At 66.7% G+C, this 17,252-nt stretch carries 14 protein-coding genes; 10 read left to right on the top strand and 4 right to left on the bottom strand.

The window, feature by feature from the left end:
• Nucleotides 1–96: 96 nt before the first annotated feature.
• Nucleotides 97–897 (top strand): SDR family NAD(P)-dependent oxidoreductase, encoded by an 801-nt coding sequence (locus ACFWCF_RS07830; RefSeq protein ID WP_378559278.1) that lies wholly within the window; start codon nucleotides 97–99, stop codon nucleotides 895–897.
• 100 nt (nucleotides 898–997) lie between these two features.
• On the opposite strand, the gene ACFWCF_RS07825 is transcribed toward ACFWCF_RS07830, so the two are convergent.
• From ACFWCF_RS07825 to ACFWCF_RS07815, 3 genes are all read right to left on the bottom strand, one after another.
• Nucleotides 998–2,143 carry an RNA polymerase sigma factor gene (locus ACFWCF_RS07825; RefSeq protein WP_378559275.1) on the bottom strand — a complete coding sequence of 382 codons (1,146 nt, stop codon included), beginning with the start codon at nucleotides 2,141–2,143 and terminating at the stop codon, nucleotides 998–1,000.
• Between the two features lie 96 nt (nucleotides 2,144–2,239).
• Nucleotides 2,240–2,875, bottom strand: coding sequence for a response regulator (locus ACFWCF_RS07820; protein WP_378559271.1), 636 nt, complete (start codon nucleotides 2,873–2,875; stop codon nucleotides 2,240–2,242).
• Nucleotides 2,872–4,065: a sensor histidine kinase gene (locus ACFWCF_RS07815; protein ID WP_378559268.1), complete on the bottom strand. Its 1,194-nt coding sequence runs from the start codon at nucleotides 4,063–4,065 to the stop codon at nucleotides 2,872–2,874. Before ACFWCF_RS07815 ends, ACFWCF_RS07820 begins: the two co-directional genes overlap by 4 nt.
• Before the next feature lie 180 nt (nucleotides 4,066–4,245).
• Between ACFWCF_RS07815 and ACFWCF_RS07810 the strand changes: the two genes are divergently transcribed.
• The 4 genes from ACFWCF_RS07810 to ACFWCF_RS07795 all read left to right on the top strand — a co-directional run bounded on the left by ACFWCF_RS07810 (nucleotide 4,246) and on the right by ACFWCF_RS07795 (nucleotide 8,049).
• Nucleotides 4,246–5,301, top strand: coding sequence for an ABC transporter permease (locus ACFWCF_RS07810; protein ID WP_378559265.1), 1,056 nt, complete (start codon nucleotides 4,246–4,248; stop codon nucleotides 5,299–5,301).
• Nucleotides 5,298–5,981: an ABC transporter ATP-binding protein gene (locus tag ACFWCF_RS07805; protein ID WP_378559262.1), complete on the top strand. Its 684-nt coding sequence runs from the start codon at nucleotides 5,298–5,300 to the stop codon at nucleotides 5,979–5,981. The genes ACFWCF_RS07810 and ACFWCF_RS07805 overlap by 4 nt, the downstream gene beginning before the upstream one ends.
• Before the next feature lie 74 nt (nucleotides 5,982–6,055).
• On the top strand, nucleotides 6,056–7,105 hold the full coding sequence (locus ACFWCF_RS07800; protein ID WP_378559259.1) for a YeiH family protein: 1,050 nt from the start codon (nucleotides 6,056–6,058) through the stop codon (nucleotides 7,103–7,105).
• A gap of 53 nt (nucleotides 7,106–7,158) precedes the next feature.
• On the top strand, nucleotides 7,159–8,049 hold the full coding sequence (locus ACFWCF_RS07795; RefSeq protein WP_378559256.1) for an oxidoreductase: 891 nt from the start codon (nucleotides 7,159–7,161) through the stop codon (nucleotides 8,047–8,049).
• Nucleotides 8,050–8,096: 47 nt separating this feature from the next.
• Here ACFWCF_RS07795 and ACFWCF_RS07790 read toward each other — a convergent pair whose 3' ends face one another.
• A complete protein-coding gene (locus ACFWCF_RS07790) occupies nucleotides 8,097–10,394 on the bottom strand; it encodes a DEAD/DEAH box helicase (RefSeq protein WP_378559253.1) in 2,298 nt (765 codons plus the stop codon).
• 130 nt (nucleotides 10,395–10,524) lie between these two features.
• Here ACFWCF_RS07790 and ACFWCF_RS07785 point away from each other — a divergent pair, with 130 nt between their 5' ends.
• The 5 genes from ACFWCF_RS07785 (at nucleotide 10,525) to ACFWCF_RS07765 (ending at nucleotide 17,114) form a co-directional block, all read left to right on the top strand.
• Nucleotides 10,525–12,951, top strand: coding sequence for an ATP-dependent Clp protease ATP-binding subunit (locus tag ACFWCF_RS07785; protein WP_378559452.1), 2,427 nt, complete (start codon nucleotides 10,525–10,527; stop codon nucleotides 12,949–12,951).
• 94 nt (nucleotides 12,952–13,045) lie between these two features.
• Nucleotides 13,046–13,927, top strand: a complete 882-nt coding sequence (locus ACFWCF_RS07780; RefSeq protein WP_378559250.1) for a glycosyltransferase — start codon at nucleotides 13,046–13,048, stop codon at nucleotides 13,925–13,927.
• 249 nt (nucleotides 13,928–14,176) lie between these two features.
• Nucleotides 14,177–15,361, top strand: coding sequence for an acyl-CoA dehydrogenase family protein (locus tag ACFWCF_RS07775; protein ID WP_378559247.1), 1,185 nt, complete (start codon nucleotides 14,177–14,179; stop codon nucleotides 15,359–15,361).
• On the top strand, nucleotides 15,352–16,716 hold the full coding sequence (locus tag ACFWCF_RS07770) for a phosphotransferase family protein (protein WP_378559244.1): 1,365 nt from the start codon (nucleotides 15,352–15,354) through the stop codon (nucleotides 16,714–16,716). The genes ACFWCF_RS07775 and ACFWCF_RS07770 overlap by 10 nt, the downstream gene beginning before the upstream one ends.
• A 26-nt stretch (nucleotides 16,717–16,742) precedes the next feature.
• A complete protein-coding gene (locus tag ACFWCF_RS07765) occupies nucleotides 16,743–17,114 on the top strand; it encodes a siderophore-interacting protein (RefSeq protein ID WP_378559241.1) in 372 nt (123 codons plus the stop codon).
• Nucleotides 17,115–17,252 lie beyond the last annotated feature (138 nt).

Here is a 17,252-nt window from a genome sequence, read left to right as displayed (position 1 = left end):
GCCCCCCTCGCGCCCGGCTTTTTTTGTTAATACCCCCCCCCCGCCCAACCCCCCGCCGCCGCGCCCCGGGTTGGGGCCCCCCCCGCGACCAGTGGTGTGGGAGAGGCAACCGCTCGTGCACTGGGTGCGGCCGGGGCCACCGTCCTGCTCGCCGGACGCAACACGGCCAAGGGCGAGCGGATAGCCTCGGAGATCGGCCCGAATGCGTCGATGCATCGGCTCGATCTGGCCGACCTCGGGTCGGTCCACGAGTTCGCCGGCAATCTCGGTACGCGCACGATCGACGTTCTCGTGAACAACGCGGGCGTCATGGCGTTGCCACTGACCCGGACCTCGGACGGGTTCGAGATGCAGTTCGGCACGAATCACCTGGGACATTTCGCGCTGACCGGGTTGTTGCTCGACCGCATCACCACGCGCGTGGTCACCGTGTCCAGTGCCGCGTACCTCCTCGGCCGGCTGAATCTCGACGACCTCAACTGGGAGCATCGCCGCTACAGCAGGGCGGGTGCCTACGCACAGTCCAAGCTCGCGAACTTGGTGTTCAGTCTGGAACTCGAGCGTCGCCTCGCCGAGGCGCGGTCACCGTTGCGCGCGATCGCCGCCCACCCGGGGTACGCCGCGACGGAGGTCGGGAGCAACACCGGCACCTGGTTCGACGGTCTCTTCGGTTTCGGTAAGAGAATCCTGCAGCGCACCTCCGCGCAGGGCGCCGAATCGGTGGTGTGTGCGGCGTCGGATTGGTCGATGACCGGCGGCCTGATCGGACCGGACATGTTGTTGTACGGCTCACCCCACCAGGCCCGGATCGCGCGCAGAGCACGCGACGGCGCAGCCGCCCGCCGGCTGTGGGAACTGTCGGAGAAGCTCACCGACGTGACGTTCCCGCTGCCGTAGCGACCCCACTGCCGTAGCGACCCCACTGCCGTAGCGACCCCACTGCCGTAGCGACCCCACTGCCGTAGCGACCCCACTGCCGTAGCGACGGGCGGGCGGCCTATTCTCCCGACAGCCCGAAGGGCCCGGGTTCGAACGTGAACAGGGGTGGTGCCGTGTTCGTCGTACCGCTACCGCCGCTGTTCCCGCCACCGCTGCTTCCGTCGGTGTCCGTGGGCTCGGATTCGGAGTCGTCGTCCCGAGACCGGTCGCGTCGTGACGACCACCCGGTCTCGGTGGTCGTGGGCGCGATCGCGGTCGTGGATGACGGATCGGTGGTCGAGCTCTCCGACGAGGGTGTGTCCGTCACGGTTGCCTCGGTCGTCGTGACGGTCTCCGGGGTAGTGGTCGTCGTGCCGGTGTCGGCAGCGGGTGTGGCCGGTGTAGTCGTGACCGGGGCGGTGGTGTCCCGTGGGTAGTCACCGAGATCCAGGCGCCACGTCGCGTCGCTCGGACTCGGGACGTCCTGATCGGCGGGCGCACGATCGACGAACGCGAACATCGCGACGGCGACCAATAATGCGACCCCGGCCGCAGACGCGCCCCACGCGACGATCGTGCGTCGCGGTTGCCCGGGTGCCGGGAATCCGCCGCGATCGACAGGGTCGATCCGACGTCCCATTGCGGTGCGTTCCTCAGCGGACGGTGGCGCGGTCAGCAGACGGCTGCGCAGGTAGGGCGGTGGCGGGGTCGTGGGTAGTCGAGCGATCCGCCCGGCCGGGTCGGTGGAGGAAGTACGTGCGCGTTCGAGCGCGGCGCCGACATCGAACCCCCGGCCGATGATCGCGGCGACTTCACGTTCGGTGAATCCGTGCCGCACGGTGAGGTCGACCGCTTCGAGGTCGGTGGGATCGAGGGCGTGTACCGGAGTGAGAACGGCGGTGTCGGCGTCGTCGGCTGTGCCTGCTTCGGGTCCGGCCGGAATGTAGCCCGACGAGCCGGTGGCGGTGCGCAGGCACTCGGACCGCGCGATCGCGAACAGCCAGGGCCGGAACATGTCGGGATCACGCAGCGTCCGGATCCGTTCGATCGCGATCCACACTGCATCGTGCACGACGTCGGAGGCCGTAGAAGGACCGACGAACCCGCACACGTACCCGTACAGCGACTCTGCGTGCAGGTCGTAGACATCGGCCACTGCGTCGTCGACCTTTGCGCGCAGCGCCGAGACGAGTGAACGATCTGTTCCCCTCGAATGCCGGCTCATCGTCGAACCTTCCGCGTTTCGGATCGGTCGTGTCGTTCCGGCGCAGTCTACGAGGCGACCCGCACACCGGACACCCGGACCGTCGTCGCGGAACTGTCAGCGGCGGATGTAGCCGAGTTCGGTGGCCGCCGCGACCGCCGCGGTGCGAGAGTCGACGCCGAGTTTGGTGTAGATGTGCGCGAGATGCGACTTGACGGTGCCTTCCGTCAGATGCAGTTGCCGCCCGATTCGCTGGTTGGACAGACCTTCGGCCACGAGCGTGAGGACCTCGACCTCTCGCCGCGTCAGCGCCGTGCCCGGGTTGCGCAACCGGGTGACAAGTCGATCGGCCACGGCGGGGGCCAGCGTGGTGCGTCCCGCTGCGGCTGTGCGGATCCCTGCGGCGAGGTCTTCGGGAGGAGCGTCCTTGAGGAGGTATCCGGTCGCGCCTGCCTCGATCGCGGGCAGCGTGTCTGCGTCGGTACCGTAGGTCGTCACGACCAGGATCCGCGGCGCGTCGGGTCGGGCGGTGATTGCCGCGGTGGCCTCGGCGCCGGTCATCCCACCACCGAACTGAAGGTCCATCACGACGACGTCGATATCGCCTTCCGCTGCACGAGCGACGGCTTCCTCTGCCGTGGCTGCCTCCGCGACCACGGTCATGCCCGGTTCTGTCTCGAGCACCGCGCGTAGGCCGGCTCGCACGACCGGATGATCGTCGGCGAGCAGCAGTCGGATCGGCTCGTCGGTCACGGGTCCACCTCGATCGCGGGGAGATGAAGGCACGCGGCGAGGGCAGTGCCCTGCCGGGGTGCGGATTCGACGGTGAATGTTCCTCGGAGATCGAGTATCCGTGCACGCATCGCAGCCAGCCCGAAACCGTCGCCGTCAGGCCCCGGAGGTGGCACGGCACGGGGGTCGAAGCCGTGCCCGTCGTCGACGATGTCCACGGCAACCTGGTCGTCGAGGAAACTGAGGGTGATCTTCACGGTGGCGGCACCGGCGTGGCTCACGGTATTCGTGAGCGCTGACTGCGCGACACGCAGCAGCGCGACCTCGTGGGCGGTGGGCAGTGGAACCGGGGTGCCGGTCAGGTGGAACCGAGCGTCGAGGTCGTGTCGCGCCGATGTGGTCGTGCAGAGCCGTTCGAGCGCGTCGGCGAGGGTCGTGTTCTCGAGTGCCGGGGGAGCAAGGGCAGCGACGAACCGCCGTGCCTCCGCCAGGTTGTCCACCGCGGCGGTGCGTGCCTGCACGACGAGGTCTGCGGCTGTGTCGGTGCGAGCAGGCAGCGCACGTTCTGCAGCGCGCAGTAGCAAGTGGATGCTCGAAAGTCCCTGAGCGAGAGTGTCGTGGATTTCGCGCGCCAGCCGCTCGCGTTCCTGGAGGACACCCGCGCGGTGCTGGGCGGCTGCCAGGTCGGCGCGCGTCGCGGTCAGTTCGTCGATCAGCATCCGGCGCTGGTCGCTCTCCCTGTACAGGGTCTGGTATCCCCACACGACCGCGACGGCGACCGCGGCACCGAGGGTCGGACCGATCATCGCAGCGGGTGTCAGGGAGCCCTGATGGGCGGCGAATCCCGCCATGGCGCCCGCGGCGGTGAGAGCCACGGCGACCAGCCCGCCACGCCGCGGCAACAGGTGGAGCTGCACGAAGTACAGAGGGAATGCCAGCCATATCCCTTCTGCGGACAGCGTCACCAGAAGGAGCCATACGACACCGACGGCGACGAGCCAGACCGCAGCCGCGCGCGTGGATCGGGCGACGACCGGCAGCAACGGGCCTGCCGCGTAGGTCAGTGCGAGGACGGCGGCCACGGTCGCCACCGCGCCTGCGTCGGGACTATCGCCCGCCACCGCGCGCACGACCGTCAGTGCGAGCAGGCCGATCACGAGCAGGTGCAGGCACCAGGCCAGAACCTTGGTGGCGGTCGTCGAAGTGTTCACTGTCGATCCAGCCTACGGACTTCGGTGCGCGTCCACATCTGTCGAAAGGTGGAGTTCGAGCACCCTCGTTCGATCCGGAAAATCACCACTACGGCCCGATGTTCGCGGGTCGGGCGACCACCAGAGTGGACGGCATACCGATTTCGATCCGACATGTTCGACCGAGGAGAAAACCGCACCGTGTTCGTTGCCTGGAGAGATCTGAGATTCGCAAAAGGCCGATTCGCCCTGATGGCGGCCGTCATCGTCCTGATCACCCTTCTGGTCGGGTTGCTGTCCGGCCTGACGGCGGGCCTCGCTCGCCAGAACATCTCCGCCATCACGGATCTGCCCGCCGATCGCATCGTGTTCTCGAATCCGGGCGGCGACGATCTGTCCTTCACGAGCTCCACTCTCACCCGTGAGCAGTGGCAGCAGTGGGCCGACGCTCCCGGGGTGACCGGCGCCGAGCCCCTCGACATCTCCACCGCGAGAGCGACTGCGGGGTCACCGAGCAGTCCTGTGTCCGCGTCGGTGTCCACGTTTGCCGTCGCCGCCGGGTCGAATCTCGTGCCGGGTGGTGAACAGGTCACTGCCGCAACGGCGGTGCTGTCGGAGACGGCCGCCGAGGACCTGGCCGTCGGCATCGGTGACCGCGTCTCGGTGAACGGCCGCGAACTGACCGTGGCGGCAGTGCGCGGCGACGACTCCTTCGGACACCTTCCCGTGGTGTGGACCGCGCTCACCGAATCGGCGGCCACGGTGATCGCGCTGACGACCGCCGACGGAGTCGACAGTGCCGCAACCGATCTTCGTGTGGGTACCGAGACGGTCTCGAAGAGTGACTCGCTGTCTGCGATCGGCTCGTACACCTCGGAGAACGGGTCGCTGCAGCTGATGCGAGGATTCCTCTTCGTCATCTCTGCGCTCGTCATCGGGGCGTTCTTCACCGTGTGGACGGTTCAGCGCAGCGGCGATATCGCCGTGCTGAAAGCGCTCGGAGCCCCGACCTCTGTCCTATTGCGCGACGCCCTCGGGCAAGCGGTGGTCCTGCTGACCGTCTGTACCCTCGCCGGCACCGGTCTCGCCGCCGCACTCGGCGCGGTGATCTCCGGTTCCGTCCCGTTCGAGTTGTCGCTATCGACCGTCCTGACTCCCGCGTCGGTGATGATCGTGCTGGGTGCTGCCGGTGCAGCTCTCGCGGTCCGCCGTGTCACCTCCGTCGACCCTCTGATCGCCCTGGGAAGTGCCCGATGAGCTTGAACCTGACCGATGTCACTCTCACCTACCCCGACGGCGACGACCGTCTCGTCGCGCTCGATCGTGTCACCCTCGATGTGGAGGCCGGGAACGTCACCGCGGTCGTCGGCCCGTCGGGTTCCGGGAAATCGAGTCTGCTCGCCGTTGCCGCCACCTTGATCGCACCGGACTCCGGCACGGTGACCATCGCCGGTACCTCGACGACAGGCATGTCCCGCGGTGCGCTGGCAGATCTGCGGCGCAGGAAGGTCGGTATCGTGTTCCAGCAACCCAACCTCCTGCCGTCGCTGACCGCCGTCGAGCAACTGCAGGTGACCGCCGCGATCGACGGACGGTCGGTGTCCGCGGCCCGTGGCAGGGCGCTGTCTCTGCTCGACGCGGTGGGGCTCGCCGATCATGCGGATCGGCGCCCGCATCAGCTCTCGGGAGGGCAGCGTCAGCGCATCAACATCGCGCGTGCGTTGATGAACGAGCCCTCGGTGTTGCTTGTCGACGAGCCGACGAGTGCGCTCGATCATGAACGCGGGGCCGAGATCGTCGACCTTATCGTGGGTCTGACGCATCGGCGGGGCACGGCGACCATCCTGGTCACGCACGATCGTGCACATCTCGTCGCGGTGGACCAGGTTGCGGAGGTCGTCGACGGCCATGTCACAGGCGCATGCCAGAAGGCATAGGCATATCACTTCGATATGTATCCATGCGTAAGTGACGTCTACCGACGCGCGCCGATGCAGCGCAGAGTCGACGCATGCACACGTCCACGGTCACCACGCCCCCGTCCGAGTCCCCCCGCCGGCTCTCGGTTCGGGCATCGGCGGCGACTGCCCTCGCACCGGGGCTTGCACTGTGCGCTGGGGCAACGGCGGCGGCGATGGGAATCAACGCCCTCCTTCCGACCGTGAGCCCGCTGCTGATCGCGATCGTTCTCGGCGCGGTCGTCGCGAATGTGGTCGATCTGCCCCAGCGTGTGCGTCCGGGCCTGGCTTTCTCGGCCAAACGTCTGCTGCGCGTGGGTATTGCACTGCTCGGTCTGCAGCTGCTCCTCGCGGATGTTCTCGGGCTCGGATGGAAGGTCATCGTCGTGGTGGTCGCCGTCGTGGCCCTCGGAATCTCGGGAACGATGTTCCTCGGCGGACTACTCGGACTCACCTGGACCCAGCGTGTGCTCATCGCGTGCGGATTCTCGATCTGCGGTGCGGCCGCCGTCGCCGCGGTGGACGGCGTGGTCGACGCGAAGGAGGAAGAGGTACTCACAGCCGTCGCGCTCGTGGTGGTCTTCGGTACGTTGATGATCCCCGCGGTGCCCCTGCTGTCTCAGCTTCTCGGCCTCTCCGACGAGGCCGCTGGTATATGGGCGGGAGGTTCGATCCACGAGGTCGCCCAGGTGGTCGCGGCAGGAGGCGTGATCGGCGGTGCGGCATTGGGAGTGGCAGCAGTGACGAAACTTGCTCGTGTGCTGATGCTGGCGCCGGTGATCGCGATCCTCGGTGTGCGCCGTCGGCTGACGGAAACGGATGCCGACGCGCACCGCCCGCCACTGGTACCGCTGTTCGTTGCAGCGTTTCTCGTGTGCGTTGCGGTGCGAGCAACCGGGCTGGTTCCGAACGTTGCACTCGACGTGGCGTCCGTCGTGCAGACCGCGTTGCTCACCGCGGCGATGTTCGCGCTCGGTGCGGGGGTGCACGTGGCGACGATCAAGAAGGTGGGTGCGCGGCCCTTCGTCCTTGCCGCGATCTCGACCGTGTGGGTCGCGTCGATCGCGCTGGCCGGGGTGCTTCTCGCGGGCGTCGGGTCCTGAAGTCTGCTCCTGGAATCTGTTCCGGAAGTGTCGTCACCCGTAAGCTGACCGGCATGGTGGCATGGACTTCGCAGGATATCTCCGATCAGACCGGCCGGACGTTCGTCGTGACGGGCGCGAACAGCGGACTCGGCGCCGAAACCGCGCGAGCCCTGGCCGGCGCCGGTGCGCGCGTGGTGCTCGCATGCCGCGATGTCGCGAAAGGTGAGAAGGTTGCGGCCGACCTCGGGGACGGAGTGCAGGTGCGCCGCCTGGACCTGGCCGATCTGAACTCGGTGCGCGAGTTCGCAGAGGGCCTCGCCGCGTCACACGAAGTGATCGACGTCCTGATCAACAACGCGGGTGTGATGGCGGTTCCGCTGCGGCGAACTGCCGACGGCTTCGAGATGCAGATCGGTACCAATCATCTCGGGCATTTCGCGCTCACCGCACTGCTTCTCGGGCGCATCACCGATCGGGTGGTGACCGTGAGCAGCGCGATGCACCGGATCGGAAAGATCGATCTCGACGATCTCAACTGGGAGCACCGCAGATACGACCGTTGGCTCGCGTACGGACAATCCAAACTTGCCAATCTGCTGTTCGCGTACGAGCTGCAACGGCGCCTGACCGATCTCGAGTCGCCCGTGCGCTCCTTGGTCGTGCATCCGGGGTACTCGTCGACCAACCTTCAGTACCGCAGCGAGAGCGTCTACGGCAAGCTCCTCGAACTCGCGACGCCGATCATCGGGCAATCACCCGCGATGGGGGCGCTGCCATCGCTGTATGCGGCAACGGTTCCCGACGTCGAGCCGGGTGGTTTCTACGGGCCCGACTCGATCTTCGAAATGCGCGGGCATCCGAAGCGGGTGCAGTCGAGTGCCCGTTCCAAGGACGAAACTGTCGCGTCGGAGCTGTGGTCGCTGTCGGAGCGGCTGTGCGGTGTGGAGATGTTGTCGCGCTAGGCTTTCGAGCAGTATGAGGTCGGGTTCATCACGAGCCCGTGGATCGTTCACAGCAGGGTGGCCGGCATGGGCGGTAACTCGTCCCGTCGGCACAACCTGGTCTGGTCGACGAGGTCGAGCGTACGCAGATAGTGGCGGACCAGGTCTCCACCCGAATGCCCCGAATCGGAGGCCACCTGCAGGGCCGCGGCGAGTCCGTCGCCGCGAGCCCACCGGTGGATCGCGGCCACCGGCGCTGGATCGGGTTCCGGGCTCACCGTCAGACCGTGCCGTTCCTCGGCCGTGGCGAGTTCGCCCCACAGCCGGACCGTCGCGCGTAACGCCTCGTCGATCGCGGGTGTCGTTCGTCCGGCGGTTACTCCTGTGCGACGGCGGTTTTCGCCGAGAACGCTGGACGCGACCGCAGCCAACTCGGCAGGCTCGAGCCCGGACCAGGCGCCGGTACGCAGGCACTCCGAAACGAGAAGGTCGTTGCCGGAATAGATCCGACTGAGCCGATGGCCGTCGTCGGTGACATGCGCGTGCCCGGTGATCGGGTCGTACAGTATGTGCCCGCGTTCGTCGAGAAGCGCAAGAGTGCGATCGAACGTCTCGACCAACCGTCCCGAGACCGTCTGCACCTGCTCGAGGAGTAGTTCGGTGTCCGTGTACAGGGCGTTGCGCCGGGCGGCAAGTGCCAGCAGGCGGTCTCGGTCGCCACGACGATGGCCGGGGTGGGAACGGACCGCTCGCGCAAGCACCGTGACCGTATCGGCCGGTGCGGTGTTGCGGGCATCGGCCAATCGTTCACGCAGGCTCCGGTACTCGGAGAATCCCTCGACCTCGCCGAGTTCCGCGTCGAGCGCGGTGAGAGCCGCTGTGTTGACCCGGGCGGCGGCGACCAGCGCGGCGACCGAGTTCTCCGCTTGGAACTGGGCGAACGAGCGGCCCAGCAGCGCACGGGCACCCTCCACACCGAGATCGTCGACGAGGTTGACCGCCGTGTTGTATCCGACGCGCAGCGAACTGCGCAGCGGATAGGTGCGAGTGGAGGCGAGTCCGGCGACCGTGGCGGGCGCGATGTCGGGGCTCCACAGCACCACGGCGTGTCCTTCTTCGTCGATGCCGCGCCGACCGGCACGCCCGGTCAACTGGGTGTACTCGCCTGCTGTCAGGCGCACCGGTCCGTCGGCCGTGGGTTTGACGAGACGTTCCAGCACGACCGTCCGAGCAGGCATGTTGACGCCCACCGCGAGTGTCTCGGTCGCGAAGAGCACTTTCACCAGGTTGCGTGCGAACAGTTCTTCGACGGTGTGCCGGAATGCGGGGACGAGGCCGGCATGGTGTGCGGCGAAACCGCGTTCGAGCCCGTCGATCCAGTCGGCATAGCCCAGCGCATCGAGATCAGCGGGAGGCAACGCTGCGGTGTGTCTTTCCGCGACGGACCGGATCTCCGACAGGTCGGACCCGTCGGTGAGCCGCACCGATGCCTCGAGGCATTCGGTGACCGCGGCGTCGCATCCGGCACGGCTGAAGCGGAACCAGATGGCAGGCAGGAGTTGTTCGGCCTCGAGGCGCGCGACGATCTCGGGTTGGTCGGCGCCTGCCGGCTCGGGCCGGTTGCGGCGCCGTCGACGTCCTCGTCCGGGGGTCGGCGGCGGAGCGGCCTCGACGAGTCGTCGATGCGCGATATAGCGGTCGAGGGTGTCGTCGACACCTCCGTCGACCGGCGACAGCAGGTCGAACAGGCGACCTCCCGCGAGCATGTGCTGGGTCAGCGGTACCGGACGGGTCTCCTCGACGACCACGGTCGTGTCGCCGCGGACGCGGGCGATCCACTCACCGAACTCCTCGGCATTGCTCACCGTGGCCGAAAGACTCGCGAGCCGTACCGACTCAGGAAGATGCAGGATCGATTCCTCCCACACCGCGCCGCGCTCGCTGTCGGCAAGGTAGTGCACCTCGTCCATGACGACATGGGTCAGTTCGGTCAGCAGAGGGGAGTGGCCGTGCAGCATGCTCCGCAGTACCTCGGTGGTCATGACCACCACGGGCGCGTGCGGATTGTGCGTGACGTCGCCGGTGAGCAGGCCGACCCGTTCGTCACCGAAGTACTCGGCGAAGTCGTGGAACTTCTGATTGCTCAGCGCCTTGATCGGTGTGGTGTAGAAGCACGTTCCGCTCGACGCGAGGGCGAGGTGGGCCGCGAACTCGCCCACGACCGTTTTCCCGGAGCCGGTGGGCGCGCAGACCAGGACGTCACGGCCGTCCTCGAGTGCGCGACAGGCGCGGGTCTGGAATTCGTCGAGAACGAAGTCGAGCCCGGCCGCGAAAAGGGTGAGCTGCGGCCCGTCCTGCTTGTGCACGAATCCACGCTACGCGGACAGACCGACCGGGGACGGTGTGTGTTCTAGATCACGACGTCTGGGGAATTGATTGCGGGATGTGCACGTTAGTTGAGTACGTATGACTCAAGTCCAACAGAAAGGCTTCGGAATGCCGTCATTCTTCGGGCCTGGTGGCCCCGGTCGCATCGATATCTCGCGCTTCATGAGCCGCGGAACCCAGGAACTCATGGCTGCGGCCGCCCGCTTCGCGACGGAACGCGGCGACGCCGATCTTGATGCACTGCACGTTCTGCGTGCAATGGCCGAGCAGGACCCGGCCCGGACGGTCATGACCCGCTCCGGTGCCGACCCCGCCGACGTGATCGAGGCCGTCGAGCAACGACTCCCGCAGGACAACCCCGGGGGTGGCGTGGCTGCGCCCACCCTCAGTGGCACGGTGAAGACCGCTCTGCTCGAGGCGCACCAGCTCTCGCGTGCGCTCGGCTCCACATACATCGACCCGGAGCACCTGTTCTTCACGCTCGCCGCAGACCAGACCCGCGCACCGGGTCGTCTGCTCGCGTCGCTGGGGGTGACCCCGCAGGCACTGCAGACAGCGCTCCAGCCGGTTCCCGCAACACCCGAGGAGGCGGAATCGTCGACGCCCACCCTCGACAAATACGGCGTCGACCTGACCGATCGCGCTCGAAATGGCGGGGTGGACCCCGTCATCGGTCGTGCCGACGAAATCGAGCAGACCGTCGAGATCCTCTCGCGTCGCACCAAGAACAATCCGGTGCTCGTGGGTGAGGCAGGCGTCGGCAAGACCGCGATCGTCGAAGGCCTGGCCCAGCGCATCGTGGACGGCGACGTCCCGGACACTCTGCGCGACAAGCGAATCGTCCAGCTGGACCTCACCTCGATGGTGGCAGGCACCCGCTATCGCGGCGACTTCGAGGAGCGCCTCACTTCGGTGCTCGACGAGATCACCGCGCAGGAAGGCGCGCTGATCGTCTTCATCGACGAGCTGCACACCGTCGTCGGCGCAGGCGGCGGCGGCGGTGAGGGGTCGATGGATGCGAGCAACATCCTCAAGCCCAAGCTCGCCCGCGGCGAACTGCACGTCGTCGGCGCGACCACGCTCGACGAATATCGCAAGCACATCGAGAAGGACCCCGCGCTCGAGCGCCGATTCCAGCCCGTCACGGTGGGCGAACCGTCGCATGACGATGCTGTCACCATCCTGCGCGGGCTCCGCGACCGATATGCAGAGTTCCACGGCGTTCGATATGCCGACGAGGCGATCGAGGCCGCAGTGGACCTGTCGGTGCGGTACCTGCCGGACCGGCACCTTCCCGACAAGGCCATCGACTTGATCGACCAGGCCGGAGCGCGGCTGCGGCTGCGCACTCCGCGGGTCGACACCGATGCGCTCCGCGAGCAGGTGGTCTCGCTCGAGGCGGAGAAGGACGCTGCCGTCGCATCCGAAGATTACGAGGAGGCGTCGCGGATCCGCGACGAGATCGTGAAGGTTCAGACCCGGATCGACTCGGGCGCACCCGCGAGTGATGACGCCGATGTCCCCGTGGTCGACACGGAGCTGATTGCCGAGATCGTGTCCCGTGCAACGGGTATTCCCGTCACCCGGATGACAAGTGGTGAGAAGGACCGCCTCCGGAATCTGGAGGGCGAACTGCACGAGCGTGTCGTCGGACAGGACGAAGCCGTCCGCGCGGTGGCGCGCGCGGTCCGTCGTAGCCGTTCGGGGATGAGCGATCCGGGCCGTCCGGTGGGTAGCTTCCTGTTCCTCGGGCCGACCGGTGTCGGTAAGACGGAACTCGCGAAGGCCTTGGCAGAGGTGTTGTTCGGAGACGACCGGTCGATGCTGCGCATCGATATGAGCGAGTTCGGTGAGCGACACACGGTCAGCCGGCTCGTCGGTGCCCCGCCCGGATACGTCGGGTACGGCGAAGCCGGGCAGCTCACCGAGAAGGTGCGCCGCAACCCGTATTCGGTGGTGCTGCTCGACGAGATCGAGAAGGCGCACCCGGACGTGTTCAACACGCTCCTGCAGGTGCTCGACGACGGTCGCCTGACCGACGGTGAAGGTCGTACGGTCGACTTCAGCAACACGGTGGTGATCATGACGAGCAACCTCGGATCGGACATCATCTCGAGCCGCGGTGGCGCTATCGGCTTCACCACCGGTGACGCAGAGGCCGCCGAGAAGCCGTTGCGTGACAGGGTGATGGCTCGGTTGCGCGAAACGATGCGACCGGAGTTCCTCAACCGGATCGACGAGATCGTGCTGTTCCGCAAGCTCGACGACGTGCAATTGCGGCGCATCACTGATCTGCTGCTCGACGATACCCGGAAGAAGCTGGCAGGCAAGGGAATCGATCTCGATATCGACGCTGTTGCCGTCGACTGGCTGGCCGACCGCGGGCATCAGCCCGAGTTCGGTGCCCGACCGTTGCGTCGCGCGATCCAGCGCGAGGTCGACGATCGTATCGCCGATCTGCTGCTCGACGACGAACTCGTCGAAGGTGGTGCGGTGACCGTGGCGGTCGAGGACGGGGAACTCGTCGTCAGGTGACCGGAAACGGTTGGTAAAGAGATGCTTCGGCCCGCCTCGGGTGGCAACACCTGAGGCGGGCCGGTCGCTGCACGGGGCGGTAGCATCGGACGCCATGGTCACACGAGCCGGACTATCCGTGATTGTTCCTGTTCACAACGAGGAGGTGTATATAGGGCCATGCCTCGAGGCGCTGGTCGCGCAGCAGGACGATCTCGTCGATATCGTCGTGGTCGACAACAACTGCACGGATTCCACCCTCGACGTCGTCCGGCGTGCGCAAGAGCAATGCCCGAAGATCAAGTTGGTGACAGAGGCGAAACCCGGTGTCGCGCATGCGAGGAATGCCGGTTTCGAGGCTGCTGGCGGCGATATCCTCGGACGGGTCGATGCGGATACGCGCGTCTGTCCCGGCTGGGCTCGGGTGGTGCGTGACTTTTTCGGCAGGAGGGATACCGAGGAGGTCGGTGCCATCAGTGGGCTGAACAATTCGTACGATTCCCCCTATCGTCGAATCAAGGGGTGGTACGTCGAAAAGCAGGTTCAGCGCGGCATTTTCGGTGGAGAACGTCCTTATCGCAATTTACACGGAGCGAATATGGCGATCCGGCGGACCGCGTGGGAGAAGGTTCGTGACGACGTGAGCGTGGCTCCGGATATCCACGAGGATCTCGACCTCGCCCTGTGTCTGGGTGCGGCGGAGGTCTCCATCGTCCAGCTCAGCGACATGCGGGTGGACATCTCGCCCAGGCGGGCGCTGACCCCGCCGCGGGAGTTCCGGTCCTACATCGAGTCAGGGGTGAAGACCTTCGAACTGCACGGGAGGATGACGCCGGAGATCCGCCGTGCCGTGGGGTTGCACGAGAAGTTCCACGTCCTCGTCTACGCCGCGTATCGGCCGTACGATCCGGAACTCGGACGGTTCTCGTTGCGGGCGCTGCTCGGAAAGCCGCAGGCGCGCACGATGCCCGTGAGTGAGGGTATCGAGAAAGGGTAGCGCGGGTGCCGCTGCGCTGTGTGAAGGTGGTGGAGACGAAACCGGCGGGCCCCGCGCTCGAAAGCGACGGGACCCGCCGTAGGCGGGGACCGGGAGTTCGCTGCAGCCCTCAGCTCTCCACTCAGTCCTCAACAAACCCACTGATGAATATAGGTTAGGCAAACCTTATGCGCAAGGGGCTGACTTCCGCAGACTCGTCGCGTGCCGAAATGCATGTGAACGCGCATGTGTGCCGATAGATTGGCGGCCATGACAGCGAACCGGCCGGATGGGCGGGTGGCCGAGCTGTGCACCCGCATGCGCTCCTTCATCGACGACGAGGTCGTCCCCCTCGAACCCGTCCTGTCGCGGCCCGGAGAAGAGGCGGCCGCGACACTCACCGGACTGAAGTCCCGCGCGAAGGACCTCGGGCTGTGGGCCCTCGGTCATCCCGAGGAGATCGGCGGAGCGGGAGTGCAATTCCTCGACTTCGCCTATCTCAACGAGATCATCGGCCGCTCCGAGTTCGGGCAACTCGCCGTCGGGTCGGTGTCCATGCAGGACGCACTCATGCTGCATCGGCACGGCACCGACGAGCAACGCCACCGCTGGGTTCCGGGCCTCGTGTCGGGAGAGATCCTCCCCTCCGTCGGGATGACCGAACCTGAAGTCGCCGGATCCGATCCCATCCTCGTCAGAACCACGGCAACCCTCGACGGAGACCACTGGATCATCAACGGGCACAAATGGTTCACCACCGGCGCACGGGAAGCCGGCTATTGCACGGTGTTCGCCCGCACCGAACCCGAGTCGACGGCGCTGCACCGTAGCATCAGCGCGATCATCGTCCCCACCGACACCCCCGGCTTCGAGATCGTCCGCTCCATCCCGACGATGGGTCACGATCCCAGCGATCACTACGAGGTGCGCTACACCGACGTGCGGATACCTGCGGCGAACCTGCTCGGCGCGCGCGGCAACGGATTCGTCGTCGCGCAAGACAGGCTCGGGCCCGGCCGGATCTTCCATGCCATGCGTTGGCTCGGGCAGGCGCAGCGCGCCTTCGAGTTGATGTGCGCGCGAGCCAATGAACGATTCGCTCACGGCTCGTTGCTGTCCGAGAAGGGTGAGATCCAAAGGTACGTGGCCGAATCTGCCGCCGAAATCCACGCGGCGCGGTTGATGACGCTCGACGCTGCACGCGTCATGGATTCCGGTGAGGACGCGCGAGTGCAGATCGGACTCGTGAAGTTCTGGGGAGCGCGGATGCTCCACAATGTCATCGACCGGGCCATCCAGGTGCACGGCGCCCTCGGGTTGACCGCCGACACACCGCTCGAGCGGATGTACCGCCAGGCCCGCTACGCGCGGATCTACGACGGACCCGACGAGGTGCACCGCATGTCCACCGCACGTCGACTCCTGCGCGACGGGGAGATGGCGCCGTGGAAGTAGCGGCGGGTATCGCCGCGGTCTTGTCGACGCACTGGGGAACGGCGGTGTCGGTAGCGGACTTGCGTCGACTCACCGGCGGTGCGAGCAGGCAGATCTGGTCGTTCGACGTGGTGCGTGATGACGGCACGCTCAGCGGGTACGTGTTGCGTCGCGACCCGCCCGGCCACGGCGACGCACCGCGGATGCGCGCCGAAGCCGCATGTCTGCGCGCGGCGCGAGATGCCGGTGTTCCTGTGCCCGGGGTTGTCGTCGCGGCCGACACCGCGCCGGGGCTCGACGCGCCCTTCCTCGTCATGGAACGTGTACCGGGGGAGAGTATTCCGAGGAAGATCCAGCGGGACGAGGCGCTGTCCGGAGCGCGTGCGCGGCTCGCCGACGAACTCGGCGGAATCCTCGCGCGCATCCACGCCGTTCCCGTGTCGGAGGTTGCGATGCTCGGCAACGACGACGCACTCCACGTCGTTCAGGGTCTCTACCGCTCCTTCTCCGAGCCGCGACCCGTTGTCGAGATCGCATTGCGGTGGCTGAATGCGCATCGTCCCCCGACGAGTGGTAAAGCTTTGGTGCACGGTGATTTCCGACTCGGCAATCTTCTGATCGGAACCGACGGCACCGCGGGGGTTCTCGATTGGGAGCTCGCGCACATCGGGGATCCGGTCGAAGATCTCGGGTGGCTGTGCGTGCGCGCGTGGCGTTTCGGCGGTGACGCGCCGGTGGCCGGGGTCGGCACGCGCGACGAACTACTCGACGGATACGAACGTGTCGCACGGTGGCGCCCCGACCCGAAGGGCCTGCACTGGTGGGAGGTCTTCGGAACCTTGCGTTGGCTCGTCCTCGGGCGTTTTCAGGCGCAGAAGCACATCGCTGGAACGGAACCGTCCGCCGAGTTCGCAGCGATCGGTAGGCGGGTGTGTGAATCCGAATGGGACCTGCTGCAGATCATGGGGCTGGTCGACGACGTGGTGCTACCTCCGGAACCGGTGCCGGCTCGCGAACTCCACGGAGACCTGCACGGACTTCCCGGTGCCGCCGATCTGCTCGGTGCGGTGATCGAGGAGATCGGCCATGGAATCGCTCCGTCGGTCACCGATGCCGGTGCCGCGTATCGCTTGAAGATCTGCACGAGTCTCCTGCAGATCGCGCGAAGGGAGCAGCGGGTCGGTCCCGGTCAGCGGGCAGCGCACTCGGGGCGCCTGGCGCGTGTGGATTGTCGCGACGAGGAGGAACTCGCGCTCCGTCTCCGCAATGGAGGTCTCGACGTGTCCGATTCGGATGTGCATTCCGCGGTGATCGGTGCGGTCGTCGAAAGGCTGCGTGTCGCGAATCCGCGGCACCTCGACTCCTTGCGAACATAGCTCCGCGCCGACGACTATGACCGACCGTGACGTGTCGTACCGAGATCACCGAGCACTACCTGCGGATCGGATTCGCCGACGGTGGCCTGCTCGCAGAGCATCCGGTGCACCGCACCATGTGGATCCGTATGTGGTTCCCCGACGGCGATAGGGTGCACCAACGGGGGTACACCCTCGTGAACATCGACGTCGACGCAGGAACGTTCGACGTCGATTTTCCGATTCACGACGGATCGGCCGCGAGGTGGGCACTGGCCGCGAAGCCCGGCGAGACGATCGGCGCCACCGTCACGGGATCGAAGTTCACGTTGAATATTTCGAGTGTGCAGTTTCTCTACATCCAAGCGGCGTGTCGCGACAACAACTGCACACTCGACCGGATCCGTCGGCCGGTGTGAGGCGACCGTCACACCACTGCGATAAAGCCTTCTGTTATGGTCGTCGGCATGCAGCGCGCATATTTCTGGTTTAGCAGGCCGGCCCCGGGTGGGCCGGTCGGCGTCACCACGCGCTGACTTCTTCCACCTACGAGCCGG

Source organism: Rhodococcus sp. NPDC060090, assembly GCF_042729855.1.
Taxonomy (GTDB): Bacteria; Actinomycetota; Actinomycetes; order Mycobacteriales; family Mycobacteriaceae; genus Rhodococcus.
Note: the sequence above shows the minus strand (reverse complement) of the source record. Positions and strands in the feature narration are given on the sequence as shown.

Bases quoted from the DNA above. Each gene is read 5' to 3' on its own strand.
- ACFWCF_RS07800 (WP_378559259.1), top strand. From the start codon at position 6,056: ATGCACACGTCCACGGTCACCACGCCCCCGTCCGAGTCCCCCCGCCGG.
- ACFWCF_RS07805 (WP_378559262.1), top strand. From the start codon at position 5,298: ATGAGCTTGAACCTGACCGATGTCACTCTCACCTACCCCGACGGCGAC.
- ACFWCF_RS07795 (WP_378559256.1), top strand. From the start codon at position 7,159: ATGGTGGCATGGACTTCGCAGGATATCTCCGATCAGACCGGCCGGACG.
- ACFWCF_RS07825 (WP_378559275.1), bottom strand. From the start codon at position 2,143: ATGAGCCGGCATTCGAGGGGAACAGATCGTTCACTCGTCTCGGCGCTG.
- ACFWCF_RS07785 (WP_378559452.1), top strand. From the start codon at position 10,525: ATGCCGTCATTCTTCGGGCCTGGTGGCCCCGGTCGCATCGATATCTCG.
- ACFWCF_RS07775 (WP_378559247.1), top strand. From the start codon at position 14,177: ATGACAGCGAACCGGCCGGATGGGCGGGTGGCCGAGCTGTGCACCCGC.
- ACFWCF_RS07780 (WP_378559250.1), top strand. From the start codon at position 13,046: ATGGTCACACGAGCCGGACTATCCGTGATTGTTCCTGTTCACAACGAG.